Below are 13837 nucleotides of genomic sequence, written 5' to 3' on the forward strand. Positions count from 1 at the left end.
CCGGGATCCCGCCGCGAGTCGGCTGGCGGAAAGCGCCGTGATCCACGATCTTGTCGTGAGGTTCTGACCGCACAGTCGACGAGAAGGAGCACTGTGAGCAAGCTCGTGCCCGCGATCCTCGCGGCCGGTGCGCTGGCGAGTTGCCTGGTGGCGGTGCCCGCGGCCGCCGCACCGCCGACGCCCGCCGAGTTCACGCCCGCCCCGATCAGCTGGGGCGCGTGCGGATCGGCCGGCCTGGCCCGCGCGGGCGCCGAATGCGGTTTCCTCGAGGTGCCGCTGGACTACCGGGATCCCGCCGGCGCGAAGATCTCGCTCGCCGTCTCGCGCGTCCGCCACACGAGTGCCGACTACCAGGGCGTGATGCTCGTCAACCCCGGCGGTCCCGGCGGCTCCGGGCTCGGTCTGTCGACCATCGGCCGGGCCGTGCCGAAGGACGCGGGGGCGTCCTACGACTGGATCGGCTTCGACCCGCGCGGCGTCGGGGCCAGCAGGGCGGCGCTGTCCTGCGAGCCGGAGCACTTCGCGTACAACCGCCCGGCCTACGTGCCGTCCACACCGGACCTGGAGCGCAATTGGCTGCAGCGATCCCGCGATTACGCCGCGGCGTGTGAGAAGAACGGCCCGCTGTTGCGGCACCTGCGCACCACCGACGTCGCCCAGGACCTGGACAGCCTGCGCGAGGCGCTGGGGGCCGAGCAGATCAATTACTACGGCTTCTCCTACGGCACCTACCTCGGCCAGGTGTACGCCACGATGTACCCGCAGCGGGTCCGGCGGATGGTTCTGGACAGCAACGTCGACCCGCGCAAGGTGTTCTACCAGGCCAACCTCGACCAGGATGTGGCCTTCGACCGCAACATCAAGATCTACTTCGACTGGGTCGCCCGCCACGACGACGTCTATCACCTGGGTACGACGGGCAAGGCCGTCGAGGACCTGTGGTACGCCCAGCAACGTGAGCTGACCCAGGCACCGGCGGGCGGTGTGATCGGCCCGGCCGAGTGGACCGACATCTTCCTGCAGGCCGGCTACTACCAGTCGACCTGGACGGGGCTTGCCGAGGCCTTCGCGGGCTGGGTGCACCAGCGCGACTGGCAGACGCTCAAGACCCGCTACGACAAGACGAACTCGCCCGGCGACGACAACGGGTTCGCCGTCTACAACGCCGTGCAGTGCACCGACGCGCCCTGGCCGCGGAACTGGACCACCTGGAAGGTGGACAACTGGATCACCCACGCGAAGGCGCCCTTCGAGACGTGGGGCAACGCCTGGTACAACGCGGCGTGCCGCACCTGGCCGGTGCCCGCGGGCAAACCGGCCGACGTCGACGGCCGTGGTGTCGCGGGCGCCCTGCTGATCGGGGAGGAGCTGGACGCGGCGACCCCGTTCGCGGGCAACCTCGAGGTGCGCCGCCGGTTCCCGCGGTCGAGCCTGATCGGGGAGCCGGGCGGCACCACGCACGCCGGTTCGCTGTCCGGCAACGCGTGCGTGGACGACCGGATCGCGGACTACCTCGCCACCGGGACGCTCCCGACGCGCCAGAGGGGCGATGGCCCGGACGCGGTCTGTGAGCCGCTGCCGGAGCCGGTGCCGGAAGGTGCGCCCGGTGCCCGTGCCGATAACGGTGGGTCCGGGCAGCCGGCCGGGCTGCGCGACGCCTTGCAGGCCGCGGTTCGTTAGTGAGCGCCCCTCCGCGCGGTCGGCGTGGTGCGGCTCGTGCTCGCCGTGGGGGCGTTGCCGCCGCGCCAGAGGGGCGAGGGCCCGGACGCCGTATGCGAGCCACTGCCGGAGCCGGTGCCAGAAGGCGTGCCCGGCGCCCGTGCCGACCATGGTGGGTTCGGGCAGGCGGCCGAGCTGCGCGACGTCCTGCAGGCCGCGGTTCGTTAGTGAGCGCCCGTCCACGTGGCCGGCGTGGTGCGGTTGGCGCTCGCCATGGGGGCGTTGCCGCCGCGCCAGACGGGCGATGGTCCGGACGCCGTTTGTGAGCCGCTGCCGGTGCCGGTGCCGGAAGGTGCGCCGGGCGCTCATGCCGACCGCGGCGGGTTCGGGCAGCCGGCCGTGCTGCGCGAGGTCCTGCAGGCCGCGGTTCGTTAGTGAGCGCCTGTCCGCGTGGCCGGCGTGGTGCGGCTGGTGCTCGCCATGGGGGCGTTGCCGCCGCGCGAGAGGGGCGAGGTCCCGGACGCCGTATGCAAGCCACTGCCGGACCCGGTGCCGAAGCCGGTGCCGGAAGGCGCGCCTGGCGCTCATGCCGACCGCGGCGGGTTCGGGCAGGCGGCCGAGCTGCGCGACGTCCTGCAGGCCGCGGTTCGTAAGTGAGCGCCCGTCCACGTGGCCGACGCGGCGCGGCTCGTGCTCGCCGCGGGGACGTTGCCGCCGCGCCAGACGGGCAACGGCTCGGACGCGGTCTGTGAGCCGCTGCCGGTGCCGGTGCCGGAAGGCGCGCCGGGTGCCCGTGCGGACCGCAGTGGGTTCGGGCAGCCGGCCGCCCTGCGCGCCGCAGTGCCTTTCTGACCGCCCGTCCGTGCGGCCGTGGTGCGGCTCATGCCTGGTCATCGGCTCGTCCTCGCCGGCGCGAGCCCCAGGATCGGCTCGCCCACGAGCCCGTACCGCGCCGTGAGCCGCGGGTAGCAGCGGGCGAGCGTGGCGGCGTCGAGCGCGGGCCGCTCGCCGGGCGGCGACCCCTGGAGACCGGCCGCGCCCAGGATCGACGCGAGGGCGTCCCGGCACGCCGCGGCCACCTCGCCGGTCCCGGGCGGCGCCAGCAGCCGGAGCGCGAGACCGGCGAGTTCGCCGGATCGGGTGATCTCCAGCGGGTCGGCCGGGAAGCCCGCCAGCACGTCCGGGTCCACCAGCGTCCGCTGGTACGCGCGCCGCCCCCGCAGCATCAGCCAGCACACGCCGTCCCGCAGCTGACCGGCCCCGGCGCCGCCGAGGACCAGGCCGAACGCCGTCCACACGTCCCACCGGCAGGCCTGCACGTGCAGGCGCCGGAAGTGGTGGTGGAACCGGATGACCTCCAGCGCCGGGCGCCCGCGCAGCAGCTCGCCGATCTCGGCGACGGTGCGCCCGGCGACCAGCCGCCAGAACTGGTGTTCCCTCATGTCTCCCCCAGTGGTCCGCGATCAGATGAACAACGTTAGTACGGGGGTACGACAATTTCGGTTCGCGACCACCCGGCGACGCTTGGTGACCGAAAACTGTCGGTGGGCGTCGCTAGCGTGCCGGGCATGAACATCATCGAAGAGCACCGGAGCACTCTCCGGGCTGGTGACACCACCTTTTCCATCGAGGTCACCGCGCTGCCGGGCGGTGGCCGTGACGCACTCGCCGGCCGTCTCGTGATCAGGGTCGGCGCCGCCGGTGCCGAGGGCGAGCCGGTGGCCGACGGCCAGATCGAGGTCGCCGCCGGTGCGGCGGCGACACTCGGCTCGGTGCTGTCGGAGACGCTGCGGCACCACGCGGCACTGGCCGATCCGGGTGGCCGAAGAGGCCGCGACCGGCCAGCAGGCCAGGGCAAGCCGTGGACGCCGGAACTCGACGCGGAACTCGAGCGGCGGTGGATCGCGGGGGAGAGCGTCGCGGACATCGCCCGCGAGCTCGCCCGCAGTCCCGGCGGCATCCGGGCGCGCCTGCCGCGTGTGGGGTGCGATCCGGAACGCCGCGGCGAGTACCTGCCCGATCCGCCCAGCATGCGTCCCGTGCCGGAGGGGAGCGGAGATGCGGCCTGAGCAGGACCCCTAACCCGACGTCGCTTGCGCCCACCAGCCGGATAACGGAGGTGAAGATGACGGCTGAGCGCTGACGCCGTGAGCCCCGGCCACTGTGACCCTTGCCGGAACTCGTTTGATTGATCTTCCGCCGCAATGCATAATCATGCGTATGACGGTGAAGGTCGCGGTGGCCGGGGCGAGCGGGTACGCGGGCGGGGAAGCCCTCCGCCTGCTGCTGGCGCACCCCGAGGTCGAAATCGGTGCGGTGACGGCGGCGAGCAGCGCAGGTACACCGCTGGGTCAGCACCAGCCCCACCTGGTCCCGCTGGCCGGGCGCATCCTGCAGGAGACCAGCGCGGAGACGCTGGGCGGCCACGACGTGGTCTTCCTCGCGCTGCCGCATGGTCATTCAGCGGAGATCGCGGCCCAGCTCGGGCCCGACGTGCTGGTCGTCGACCTGGGCGCCGACCACCGCCTGGCCAGCGCGGCCGACTGGCAGCGCTGGTACGGCGGCGACCACGCCGGCACCTGGCCCTACGGCCTGCCCGAGTTGCCGGGCGCGCGCGAGAAGCTGGCCGGCACCAAGCGGATCGCCGTGCCGGGCTGCTTCCCGACCGGGGGCACGCTCGCGCTGGCCCCCGCTCTGGCAGCCGGCCTGGTGCGGCCGGAGGTGACCATCACGGCGGTGACGGGCACGTCCGGCGCGGGCAAGAGCCTCAAGCCGCACCTGCTCGGCTCCGAGGTGATGGGCTCGGCGAGCGCGTACGGCGTCGGCGGCGCGCACCGGCACACGCCCGAGTTCGCGCAGAACCTGACCGCGGTGGCCGGGGCGCCGGTGACCGTGTCGTTCACGCCGGTCCTCGCGCCGATGCCGCGCGGCATCCTCACCACGGCGAGCGCGCCGCTGGCGGGCGAGACCGACACGGCGGCGGTGCGCGCGGTGTACGAGAAGGCCTACCAGGCCGAGCCGTTCGTGCAGGTCCTGCCCGAGGGCAGCTGGCCGGTCACCTCGGCGACGCTGGGCTCGAACAACGTGCAGCTGCAGGTCGCGGTGGACGCCGACGCGGGCCGCCTCGTCGTCGTGGCCGCGATCGACAACCTGACCAAGGGCACCGCGGGTGGCGCCATCCAGTCCATGAACATCGCACTCGGTCTCCCCGAGACCACCGGCCTTCCGACAGTAGGAGTCGCACCGTGACCGTGACCGGACCCAATGGGTTCCGCGCCGCAGGCGTGGCCGCCGGGATCAAGGCATCCGGCGCACTGGACCTCGCGCTCGTCGTCAACGACGGGCCCGAGCAAGCGGCGGCGGGGGTCTTCACCCGCAACGTCGTCAAGGCGGCGCCGGTGCTGTGGTCCCAGGAAGTGCTGCGGCACAAGCGGTTGCGCGCGGTCGTCCTCAACTCCGGCGGCGCGAACGCGGCCACCGGGCCCGGCGGCTTCCAGGACACGCACGCCACCGCCGAGAAGGTCGCCGAGCTGCTGGAGGCCGGCGCGATCGACGTGGCGGTGTGCTCGACCGGCCTGATCGGGGAGCGGCTGCCGATGCCCGCCGTGCTGTCCGGTGTGGACGCCGCGGTCAAGGCGCTGGACTCCACGAGCGAGTCGGCGCTGGCCGCCGCCACCGCCGTGATGACCACCGACACCAAGCCGAAGCAGACGCTGCGGAGCCACGACGGCGGCTGGAGCGTCGGCGGTTTCGCCAAGGGCGCCGGCATGCTCGCCCCGAACCTGGCCACGATGCTGTCCGTCCTCACCACCGACGCGGTCGTCGACCCGGACGCGCTCGACGCCGCGCTGCGGGCCGCCACCCGCGTCACCTTCGACCGCCTCGACGTCGACGGCGGCACGTCCACCAACGACACCGTCCTCGTGCTCGCCTCGGGGGCCAGCGGTGTCACGCCGGGCCTGGACGAGTTCACCGACGTCCTCACCGCCGCCTGCATGGACCTCGTCCAGCAGCTGCGCGCGGACTCCGAGGGCGTCACGAAGGAGGTCGACGTCGTCGTGCGCGGCGCGGCCAGCGAGCAGGACGCGATCAACGTCGGCCGCACCGTCGCCGAGGACAACCTGGTCAAGACCGCGTTGTTCGGCTCGGACCCGAACTGGGGCCGCGTCGCGATGGCCGTGGGGCGCGCCCAGGCCGAGATCGACCCGGGCACGCTGTCGATCAGCATCAACGGCGTCACGTTGTTCGCGAACGGCACCACGGCGGCCGACCGCTCCGCCGCGGACCTGTCCGGCCGCGCCATCGAGATCGTGATCGACCTGGGCGTCGGCGCCAGCGAGGCCACGATCTTCACCACCGACCTGTCGCACGCCTACGTCGAAGAGAACAGCGCCTACTCCTCATGACTCCTCCCGAACTGGTCGCGGCCGACGACCGGATGGCCACCGCGGCCGAGAAAGCCGGCGTGCTGATCGAGGCCCTGCCGTGGCTGCAGCGGTTCCACGGCGCCACCGTCGTCGTCAAGTACGGCGGCAACGCGATGATCGACGACGAGCTCAAGCGCGCTTTCGCCCAGGACATGGTCTTCCTGCGGCTGGCCGGCCTGCGCCCGGTCGTCGTGCACGGCGGCGGCCCGCAGATCACCGCGATGCTGTCGAGACTCGGCATCGAAGGCGAGTTCCGCGGCGGCCTGCGCGTCACCACCCCGGAGACGATGGACATCGTCCGCATGGTCCTGGTCGGGCAGGTGAGCCGCGAGCTGGTCGGGCTCATCAACGCCCACGGCCCGTACGCGGTCGGCATCTCCGGCGAGGACGCGCAGCTGTTCACCGCCGAACGCAAGCAGGCCACCGTGAACGGCGAGTCCGTCGACGTCGGCCTGGTCGGCGAGGTCGCCTCGGTCAACCCGGACGCGGTGCTGGACATCGTCAACGCGGGCCGCATCCCCGTGGTGTCCACAGTGGCCCCCGACGCGGACGGCGTGGTGCACAACGTCAACGCCGACACCGCGGCCGGCGCGCTCGCCGCCGCGCTGGACGCCGAAAAGCTGGTCGTGCTGACCGATGTCGAAGGCCTCTACGCGAACTGGCCGGACCGCTCGTCACTGATCGACCGGATCCGCGTGGACCGGCTCGAAGAACTGCTGCCGACCCTGGCCAGCGGCATGATCCCCAAGATGGAGGCCTGCGTGCGCGCGGTCCGCGGCGGCACACGCCGCGCCCACGTCATCGACGGCCGCATCGCCCACTCGGTCCTGCTCGAGGTGTTCACCTCCCGCGGGATCGGCACCATGGTCCTCCCCGAACAGGAGTCCTGATGGACGCGCTCTCATCCAATGCGGACGGCAGGCAGCACTGGCAGTCCGCGCTCATGGACAACTACGGCACCCCCGGCCTGACCCTGGTGCGCGGCGAGGGCGCCCGGGTCTGGGACGCCGACGGTGCCGAGTACGTCGACCTGGTCGGCGGCATCGCGGTCAACGCGCTGGGGCACGCCCACCCCGACATCGTGGCCGCCGTGACCGAGCAGATCACCAAGCTGGGCCACACCTCCAACCTCTACGTCAACCCGGTGACCGTCGAACTGGCCGAGGCGCTGCTCGACGTCGCCGGCCTGACCGGGCAGGGCAAGGTCCTGTTCGTCAACTCCGGCGCGGAGGCCAACGAGGCGGCGCTGAAGATCAGCAGGCTCACCGGCCGCACCAAGGTCGTCGCGTGCGAGGGCGCCTTCCACGGCCGCACCATGGGCTCCCTGTCCCTGACCGGCCAGCCCGGCAAGAAGCAGCCGTTCGAGCCGCTGGTCCCGGGCGTCGTGCACGTCCCGTTCGGCGACGTGGACGCCCTGCGCGCGACCGTCGACGCCGAGACCGCCGCGGTGTTCCTCGAGCCGATCCTCGGCGAGGGCGGCGTCATCCCCGCGCCCGACGGCTACCTGCAGGCCGCGCGAGAGATCACCAAGGCCGCCGGCGCCCTGCTGGTGCTCGACGAGGTGCAGACCGGCATCGGCCGTACCGGCGACTGGTTCGCCTTCCAGCGAGCCGGGATCACCCCCGACGTCATCACGCTGGCCAAGGGCCTCGGCGGCGGCCTGCCGCTGGGCGCGGTGATCGGCGTCGGCGAGGCGGGCGAGTTGTTCAAGCCCGGTCAGCACGGCACCACGTTCGGCGGCAACCCGGTCTGCTGCGCGGCCGGGCTCGCGGTGCTCCGCGCGATCTCCCGCGACGGCCTGATCGACCACGTCTCCCGCGTGGGCAAGGACATCGCCGCCGGCGTCGAGGAGATGGCCCACCCGCTGGTCACGGGCGTGCGCGGCGCCGGACTGCTGATCGGCATCACACTCGCCGAGCCCGTCTCGCCCGCCGTCGCCAAGGCCGCCCAGGCCGCGGGCTACCTGGTCAACCCGGTCGCTCCCGACACGATCCGGCTGGCCCCGCCCCTGATCCTGAGCCAGGAGCAGGCCGGGGGCTTCCTCGCCGCGCTGCCCGGCGCGCTCGACACCACCACCACGAAGGACTGACTGCCCGATGCTCCGCCACTTCCTGCGCGACGACGACCTGACCCCGGACGAACAGCTTGCCGTCCTCGACCTGGCCGCCGAGCTGAAGAAGGACCCGCTGTCGAACCGGGCACTGGCCGGCCCGAAGTCGGTGGCCGTGCTGTTCGAGAAGAACTCGACCCGGACCCGGCTGTCGTTCGAGGTCGGCATCGCCCAGCTGGGCGGCCACCCGATCATCGTGGACGGCCGCTCGATGCAGCTCGGCCGCGAGGAGACGATCGAGGACACCGCGCGGGTGCTCTCGCGTTACGTCGACGCCGTCGTATGGCGCACCTTCGCCCAGCAGCGCATCGTGGCGATGGCCTCGGCCGCCACGGTCCCGGTGGTCAACGCCCTCACCGACGAGTTCCACCCGTGCCAGGTGCTGGCGGACCTGCAGACCATCCGCGAGCGCAAGGGCAGGCTGGCCGGGCTGACGCTGACCTACCTCGGAGACGGCGCCAACAACATGGCCCACTCGCTGCTGCTCGGCGGGGTCACCGCGGGCCTGCACGTGCGGGTCGTGGCGCCGGAGGGCTTCCAGCCGGACGCCGACGTGGTGACCGACGCCAAGAAACGCGCGGCGGAGACCGGCGGCAGCGTCGGCCTGTTCACCGAGCCGCACGCCGCGGTCGAGGGCGCCGACGTCCTGGTCACCGACACCTGGACCTCGATGGGCCAGGAGAACGACGGCATGGACCGGGTCACGCCGTTCAAGAAGCTGCAGGTCAACACCGAGCTGCTGGCCGAGGCCGGGGACGACGCGATCGTGCTGCACTGCCTGCCCGCACACCGCGGCTGGGAGATCACCGACGAGGTGATCGACGGCCCGGCCAGCGCGGTGTGGGACGAGGCCGAGAACCGCCTGCACGCGCAGAAGGCGCTGCTGGTCTGGCTCCTGGGACAGGAGGCTTCGCGACGATGAACCGCGCCGCCCGGCAGGCCCGCATCGTCGAGCTGGTCTCGTCGATGGCCATCCGCAGCCAGACCGAGCTGGCGAAGCTGTTGGCGGCGGAGGGCGTCGAGGTCACGCAGGCTACGTTGTCCAGGGACCTCGACGAGCTGGGCGCGGTCAAGCTGCGGGGCGCGGACTCCGGTGCGCCGGTGTACGTGATCCCCGAGGACGGCAGCCCGGTGCGCGGGGTCCAGGGCGGGACGTCACGGCTGTCCAGGCTGCTGGCGGAGCTGATGGTGTCGGTGGACTCGTCCGGGAACCTGACGGTGCTGCGCACGCCGCCGGGCGCGGCGCAGTTCCTGGCCAGCGCGATCGACCGGGCCGCGCTGGAGGAGGTGGTCGGGTCGATCGCGGGCGACGACACCGTCGCGGTGATCGCCAGGGAGCCGCTCACCGGCCGGGACCTGGCCGACCGGTTCTCGGCGCTGGCGCGGCGTTCCTCTACTTTGGACTTGCACGACGACGGATGAGCGAAGGCTGAGACGAACACATGGCAGACAACGGCCAACCGGGGATCGCGCTCTGGGGCGGGCGCTTCAGCAGCGGACCGGCCGAGGCGATGGCGGCGCTGAGCGCGTCGACCCACTTCGACTGGCGGCTGGCGCCCTACGACATCGCCGGTTCCCGGGCCCACGCCAGGGTGCTGCACCGGGCCGGTCTCCTCACCGAGGACGAGCTGACCCGGATGCTCGCCGCGCTGGACGCGCTCGCCGCGGACGTCGCCTCGGGTGAGTTCACGCCGACGGTCGCCGACGAGGACGTGCACACCGCGCTGGAGCGCGGCCTGATCGAGCGCGCGGGCGCCGAGCTGGGTGGCAAGCTGCGTGCCGGCCGGTCCCGCAACGACCAGGTCGCCACCCTGTTCCGGATGTGGCTGCGCGACGCGGGCAAGCGCGTCGCGGCCGGCACGCTGGACGTCGTCGACGCCCTGGTCTCCCAGGCGCGCCGCCACCCGGACGCGATCCTGCCGGGCCGCACCCACCTCCAGCACGCCCAGCCGGTGCTGCTGGCGCACCACCTGCTCGCGCACGCGCAGTCGCTGCTGCGCGACGTGAGCCGGCTGCGCGACTGGGACGCCCGCACGGCCGAGTCGCCCTACGGTTCGGGCGCGCTGGCCGGGTCGTCGCTCGGGCTCGACCCGGAGGCCGTGGCCGCCGAGCTGGGCTTCGCCACCAGCGTGGACAACTCGATCGACGGCACCGCGTCCCGCGACTTCGCCGCCGAGTTCGCGTTCGTGCTGGCCATGCTGGGCGTGAACCTCTCCCGCATCGCCGAAGAGGTCATCATCTGGAACACCGCCGAGTTCGGCTACGTGACGCTCGACGACGCGTGGGCCACCGGCAGTTCGATCATGCCGCAGAAGAAGAACCCCGACGTCGCCGAGCTGACGCGCGGCAAGTCCGGGCGGCTGATCGGCAACCTGACCGGCCTGCTCGCCACGCTCAAGGGCATGCCGCTGGCCTACAACCGGGACCTACAGGAGGACAAGGAACCGGTCTTCGACTCGGTCGAGCAGCTGGAGCTGCTGTTCCCGGCCATCGCCGGGATGGTCGGCACCCTGACCTTCCACACCGAGCGCCTGGCCGAGCTCGCCCCGGCCGGCTTCACGCTCGCCACCGACATCGCCGAGTGGCTGGTGCGGCAGGGCGTGCCGTTCCGCGTCGCGCACGAAGCGGCGGGGGAGTGCGTGCGGGTGGCCGAGGCACGCGGCGCGGGCCTCGACGAGCTCACCGACGAGGAGCTGGAGAAGATCAGCCCGGCTCTCACCCCGCGGGTGCGGGAGGTGCTGACCGTCGAGGGATCGGTGGCTTCCCGCGACGCCCGCGGCGGCACCGCCCCGGCGCGCGTGGCCGAGCAGCTGGAGCGGCTCGTCTCGCGGGTCGCCGACCACCGGCAGTGGATCGGGTGAACCTCGACCACCTGGTCTACGCGACACCGGACCTCGCCGGGACGGTGGCGGACCTGCGCGAGCGCGGGATCGACCTCGTGCCCGGCGGCCCGCACCCGGGGCGCGGCACGCGCAACCACCTGACCGGGCTCGGCGACAGGGCCTACCTGGAGGTCATCGGCCCCGACCCGGAGCAGGAGGCGCCGGACGGGCCGCGCTGGTTCGGCATCGACGACCTCACCGATCCCCGGCTGGCCGCGTGGGCGATCCGGGTGCCGGACCTGGCCGCGGCGCTGGAGCAGACGCGGGCCGCCGGCTACCCGTTCGGCGACGCGCGGCCGATGTCTCGACGGCGGCCGGACGGCGTGCTGCTGAGCTGGTCGCTGGCCTTCCCGGCCGACGACGGGGAAGTGGTGCCGTTCCTCATCGACTGGCAGGACTCGCCGCACCCGGGCGAAAGCCTGCCCGCGGGCGCCTCGCTGGTGTCGCTGACCGGCGTCCACCCCGACCCGGGCCTGGTCGCGGGCCCGCTCGCCGCGGTGGACGCCGCGCTGACGGTCGTCACCGGCCCGGCCCCGCGGCTGGAAGCGGTGCTCGCCACGCCCGGTCGTGAGGTGGTGCTGCGATGACCGGACGCCTGTTCAAGCGCGAGGAGCTGGCGATCGACCCGGTCGACCTGGCGCACGTCCTGCTCGGTTCGGTGCTGGAGTGCACGAGCTCCGAGGGCACCGTCCGCGCGCGGCTGGTCGAGGTGGAGGCCTACCGCGGGGAGGACGACCCGGCGTCGCACTGCTACCGCGGGCGCACCGCGCGCAACACGGTCATGTGGGGCCCGGCGGGTCACCTGTACGTGTACTTCGTCTACGGCATGCACTTCTGCGCCAACGTGGTCGGCCGGGAGGACGGCGAGGCGGGAGCGGTGCTGTTGCGTGCCGCCGAGATCATCGAGGGGGCCGACGTGGCGCGGTCCCGGCGCAAGGCCGCGCGCAAGGACGTCGAGCTGGCCCGCGGACCGGCCCGGCTGACGTCCGCGCTCGGCATCGGCCCGCAGCACAACGGCGCCGACCTGGTCGACCCGCGGTCGCCGGTGCGCCTGCTGACGGGGGAGGAGATCCCCGCCGAGCGCGTCCGGTCCGGCCCGCGGGTCGGGGTGGCGGCGGCGATGGACACCCCGTGGCGGTTCTGGATCGACGACTCCCCTGCCGTGTCGCTCTACCGGCGCGGCGGACGGGCCCGCCCCGCCAAATAGTCGGTTGACCTCGTAGGAGAGTATCGAGCCGTGAGCGAACACATCCTCGACGAACTGTCCTGGCGCGGGCTGATCGCGCAGTCCACCGACATCGACGCGCTGCGGAAGGACCTGGACGCCGGTCCGCTCACCCTCTATGGCGGCTTCGACCCGACCGCGGAAAGCCTGCACGCCGGCCACCTCGTCCAGCTGCTGACGCTCGCCCGGTTCCAGCAGGCCGGCCACCGGCCGATCGTGCTCGGCGGGGGAGCGACCGGCCAGATCGGCGACCCGCGCGACGTCGGTGAGCGCTCGCTGGTCACGCCCGAGGTGACCGCCGCCCGGCTGGAGAAGATCCGGGTGCAGCTGGAGAAGTTCGTGACCTTCGACGACTCGCCGACCGGGGCGATCGTCGAGAACAACCTGAACTGGTTCAAGGACGTGTCGGCGCTGGACTTCCTGCGCGACGTCGGCAAGCACTTCTCGGTGAACGTGATGCTGGCGCGCGAGACGGTGAAGCGGCGCCTGGCCTCCGACGGCATCTCCTACACCGAGTTCAGCTACCTGCTCCTGCAGTCCTACGACTACCTGACGCTGTTCCGGAAGTACGGGACGAAGCTGCAGATCGGCGGCTCGGACCAGTGGGGCAACATCGTCGGCGGGGTGGACTACATCCGCAAGGTCGACGGCGCGAGCGTGCACGCGCTGACCACACCGCTGGTCACCGACTCCGAGGGCCGCAAGTTCGGCAAGTCCACCGGCGGCGGGAACCTGTGGCTCGACCCGGAGATGACCTCGCCGTACGCGTGGTTCCAGTACTTCGTGAACGTCGCGGACTCCGACGTCCTGCCCTACCTGCGCATGCTGACGTTCGTGCCGCGCGAGGAGATCGACGAGATCGCGCGGCTGACCGAGGAGAAGCCGCACCTGCGGGCCGGCCAGCGCCGGCTCGCCGAGGAGCTGACCACGCTGGTGCACGGGGAGGACCAGACTCGCCAGGTCATCGCCGCGAGCCAGGCGCTGTTCGGCCGCGGTGAGCTGGCGGAGCTGGACGCCCGCACGCTCGACGCGGTCATGGCCGAGGTGCCGGTGGGCGAGGTGCGGCTCGCGGACGAGCCGACGATCGTCGACCTCCTCGTGGCCACGGGTCTCGTGGACAGCAAGGGCGCGGCCCGCCGCACCGTGAAGGAGGGCGGCGCGTACGTGAACAACGCGAAGATCGCCGACGAGGAGTGGCGGCCGGAGCTCGGGGACGCCCTGCACGGGACGTGGCTCGTGGTCCGCCGGGGCAAGCGGAACACCGCCGGGGTCAAATTGCTGGCCTGACCAGGGGAAACGTGGTTAAGGGACCCCCCTGTTCGAGGGGGGTTTCCGACCATGTAAAGTTCTCTTCGTCGCCAGGGAGACCGGGCCGGGGCCGAGAGCCCCAGGAGCGCGGGGTACCAGGCGGGGGGTCACGAACCAAGCTCCCACCGATGGTGGTAGAGTGGGTGACCGCCGCCGGACGAAACCACAGCGAAATTGGAGTCGCGAGACTTCGCGCGCTGGTGGAGTCGTCGGGTGACACAACAAA

General features: G+C 72.6%; 16 protein-coding genes. 15 read left to right on the forward strand and 1 reads right to left on the reverse strand.

The features are described 5' to 3' along the window. Positions 1-93: 93 nt before the first annotated feature. The 4 genes from ACCP09_RS22120 (at position 94) to ACCP09_RS22135 (ending at position 2511) form a co-directional block, all read left to right on the forward strand. The gene (locus ACCP09_RS22120; RefSeq protein WP_433749633.1) at positions 94-1680 is read left to right on the forward strand and encodes an alpha/beta hydrolase; all 1587 of its coding nucleotides are present in this window, start codon (positions 94-96) and stop codon (positions 1678-1680) included. Between the two features lie 222 nt (positions 1681-1902). Next, positions 1903-2094, forward strand: coding sequence for a hypothetical protein (locus ACCP09_RS22125; protein ID WP_433749636.1), 192 nt, complete (start codon positions 1903-1905; stop codon positions 2092-2094). A gap of 36 nt (positions 2095-2130) precedes the next feature. Continuing rightward, positions 2131-2316: a hypothetical protein gene (locus tag ACCP09_RS22130; RefSeq protein WP_433749639.1), complete on the forward strand. Its 186-nt coding sequence runs from the start codon at positions 2131-2133 to the stop codon at positions 2314-2316. Positions 2317-2328: 12 nt separating this feature from the next. Further along, on the forward strand, positions 2329-2511 hold the full coding sequence (locus ACCP09_RS22135; protein ID WP_433749642.1) for a hypothetical protein: 183 nt from the start codon (positions 2329-2331) through the stop codon (positions 2509-2511). 38 nt (positions 2512-2549) lie between these two features. Here the strand turns inward: ACCP09_RS22135 and ACCP09_RS22140 are convergent, their stop codons facing one another. Then, on the reverse strand, positions 2550-3101 hold the full coding sequence (locus ACCP09_RS22140; RefSeq protein ID WP_433749645.1) for a DUF4240 domain-containing protein: 552 nt from the start codon (positions 3099-3101) through the stop codon (positions 2550-2552). Between the two features lie 126 nt (positions 3102-3227). Between ACCP09_RS22140 and ACCP09_RS22145 the strand changes: the two genes are divergently transcribed. The 11 genes from ACCP09_RS22145 (at position 3228) to tyrS (ending at position 13590) form a co-directional block, all read left to right on the forward strand. Beyond that, the gene (locus ACCP09_RS22145) at positions 3228-3728 is read left to right on the forward strand and encodes a helix-turn-helix domain containing protein (RefSeq protein WP_433749648.1); all 501 of its coding nucleotides are present in this window, start codon (positions 3228-3230) and stop codon (positions 3726-3728) included. 151 nt (positions 3729-3879) lie between these two features. Next, positions 3880-4908 (forward strand): N-acetyl-gamma-glutamyl-phosphate reductase, encoded by a 1029-nt coding sequence (argC, locus tag ACCP09_RS22150; protein ID WP_378336016.1) that lies wholly within the window; start codon positions 3880-3882, stop codon positions 4906-4908. Next, positions 4905-6065 (forward strand): bifunctional glutamate N-acetyltransferase/amino-acid acetyltransferase ArgJ, encoded by a 1161-nt coding sequence (argJ, locus tag ACCP09_RS22155; protein WP_433749651.1) that lies wholly within the window; start codon positions 4905-4907, stop codon positions 6063-6065. The genes argC and argJ overlap by 4 nt, the downstream gene beginning before the upstream one ends. Continuing rightward, entirely contained in the window at positions 6062-6976 is a 915-nt protein-coding gene (gene argB, locus ACCP09_RS22160; RefSeq protein WP_017981990.1) for an acetylglutamate kinase, read from the forward strand. Before argJ ends, argB begins: the two co-directional genes overlap by 4 nt. Further along, entirely contained in the window at positions 6976-8175 is a 1200-nt protein-coding gene (locus ACCP09_RS22165; RefSeq protein ID WP_433749655.1) for an acetylornithine transaminase, read from the forward strand. The genes argB and ACCP09_RS22165 overlap by 1 nt, the downstream gene beginning before the upstream one ends. A 7-nt stretch (positions 8176-8182) precedes the next feature. Continuing rightward, positions 8183-9118: an ornithine carbamoyltransferase gene (gene argF, locus ACCP09_RS22170; RefSeq protein ID WP_027930656.1), complete on the forward strand. Its 936-nt coding sequence runs from the start codon at positions 8183-8185 to the stop codon at positions 9116-9118. Continuing rightward, positions 9115-9618 carry an arginine repressor gene (locus ACCP09_RS22175; protein ID WP_017981993.1) on the forward strand — a complete coding sequence of 168 codons (504 nt, stop codon included), beginning with the start codon at positions 9115-9117 and terminating at the stop codon, positions 9616-9618. Before argF ends, ACCP09_RS22175 begins: the two co-directional genes overlap by 4 nt. Positions 9619-9638: 20 nt before the next feature. After that, a complete protein-coding gene (gene argH, locus ACCP09_RS22180; RefSeq protein WP_433749660.1) occupies positions 9639-11057 on the forward strand; it encodes an argininosuccinate lyase in 1419 nt (472 codons plus the stop codon). Continuing rightward, complete coding sequence (locus ACCP09_RS22185; protein WP_433749663.1) at positions 11054-11665, forward strand: VOC family protein; 612 nt, start codon at positions 11054-11056, stop codon at positions 11663-11665. The genes argH and ACCP09_RS22185 overlap by 4 nt, the downstream gene beginning before the upstream one ends. Beyond that, positions 11662-12285: a DNA-3-methyladenine glycosylase gene (locus ACCP09_RS22190; RefSeq protein WP_433749665.1), complete on the forward strand. Its 624-nt coding sequence runs from the start codon at positions 11662-11664 to the stop codon at positions 12283-12285. Before ACCP09_RS22185 ends, ACCP09_RS22190 begins: the two co-directional genes overlap by 4 nt. A gap of 30 nt (positions 12286-12315) precedes the next feature. After that, positions 12316-13590 carry a tyrosine--tRNA ligase gene (gene tyrS / locus ACCP09_RS22195; protein WP_027930652.1) on the forward strand — a complete coding sequence of 425 codons (1275 nt, stop codon included), beginning with the start codon at positions 12316-12318 and terminating at the stop codon, positions 13588-13590. Positions 13591-13837 lie beyond the last annotated feature (247 nt).

It is taken from the genome of Amycolatopsis sp. 3B14, assembly GCF_050958625.1.
Lineage (GTDB): Bacteria > Actinomycetota > Actinomycetes > Mycobacteriales > Pseudonocardiaceae > Amycolatopsis_E > Amycolatopsis_E thermoflava.

What these genes read in the sequence shown, in the direction of transcription:
- ACCP09_RS22140 (WP_433749645.1), bottom strand. Translation starts at nt 3,101, where the DNA reads ATGAGGGAACACCAGTTCTGGCGGCTGGTCGCCGGGCGCACCGTCGCC.
- ACCP09_RS22145 (WP_433749648.1), top strand. Translation starts at nt 3,228, where the DNA reads ATGAACATCATCGAAGAGCACCGGAGCACTCTCCGGGCTGGTGACACC.
- argC (WP_378336016.1), top strand. Translation starts at nt 3,880, where the DNA reads ATGACGGTGAAGGTCGCGGTGGCCGGGGCGAGCGGGTACGCGGGCGGG.
- argB (WP_017981990.1), top strand. Translation starts at nt 6,062, where the DNA reads ATGACTCCTCCCGAACTGGTCGCGGCCGACGACCGGATGGCCACCGCG.
- ACCP09_RS22165 (WP_433749655.1), top strand. Translation starts at nt 6,976, where the DNA reads ATGGACGCGCTCTCATCCAATGCGGACGGCAGGCAGCACTGGCAGTCC.
- argF (WP_027930656.1), top strand. Translation starts at nt 8,183, where the DNA reads ATGCTCCGCCACTTCCTGCGCGACGACGACCTGACCCCGGACGAACAG.
- ACCP09_RS22175 (WP_017981993.1), top strand. Translation starts at nt 9,115, where the DNA reads ATGAACCGCGCCGCCCGGCAGGCCCGCATCGTCGAGCTGGTCTCGTCG.
- argH (WP_433749660.1), top strand. Translation starts at nt 9,639, where the DNA reads ATGGCAGACAACGGCCAACCGGGGATCGCGCTCTGGGGCGGGCGCTTC.
- ACCP09_RS22190 (WP_433749665.1), top strand. Translation starts at nt 11,662, where the DNA reads ATGACCGGACGCCTGTTCAAGCGCGAGGAGCTGGCGATCGACCCGGTC.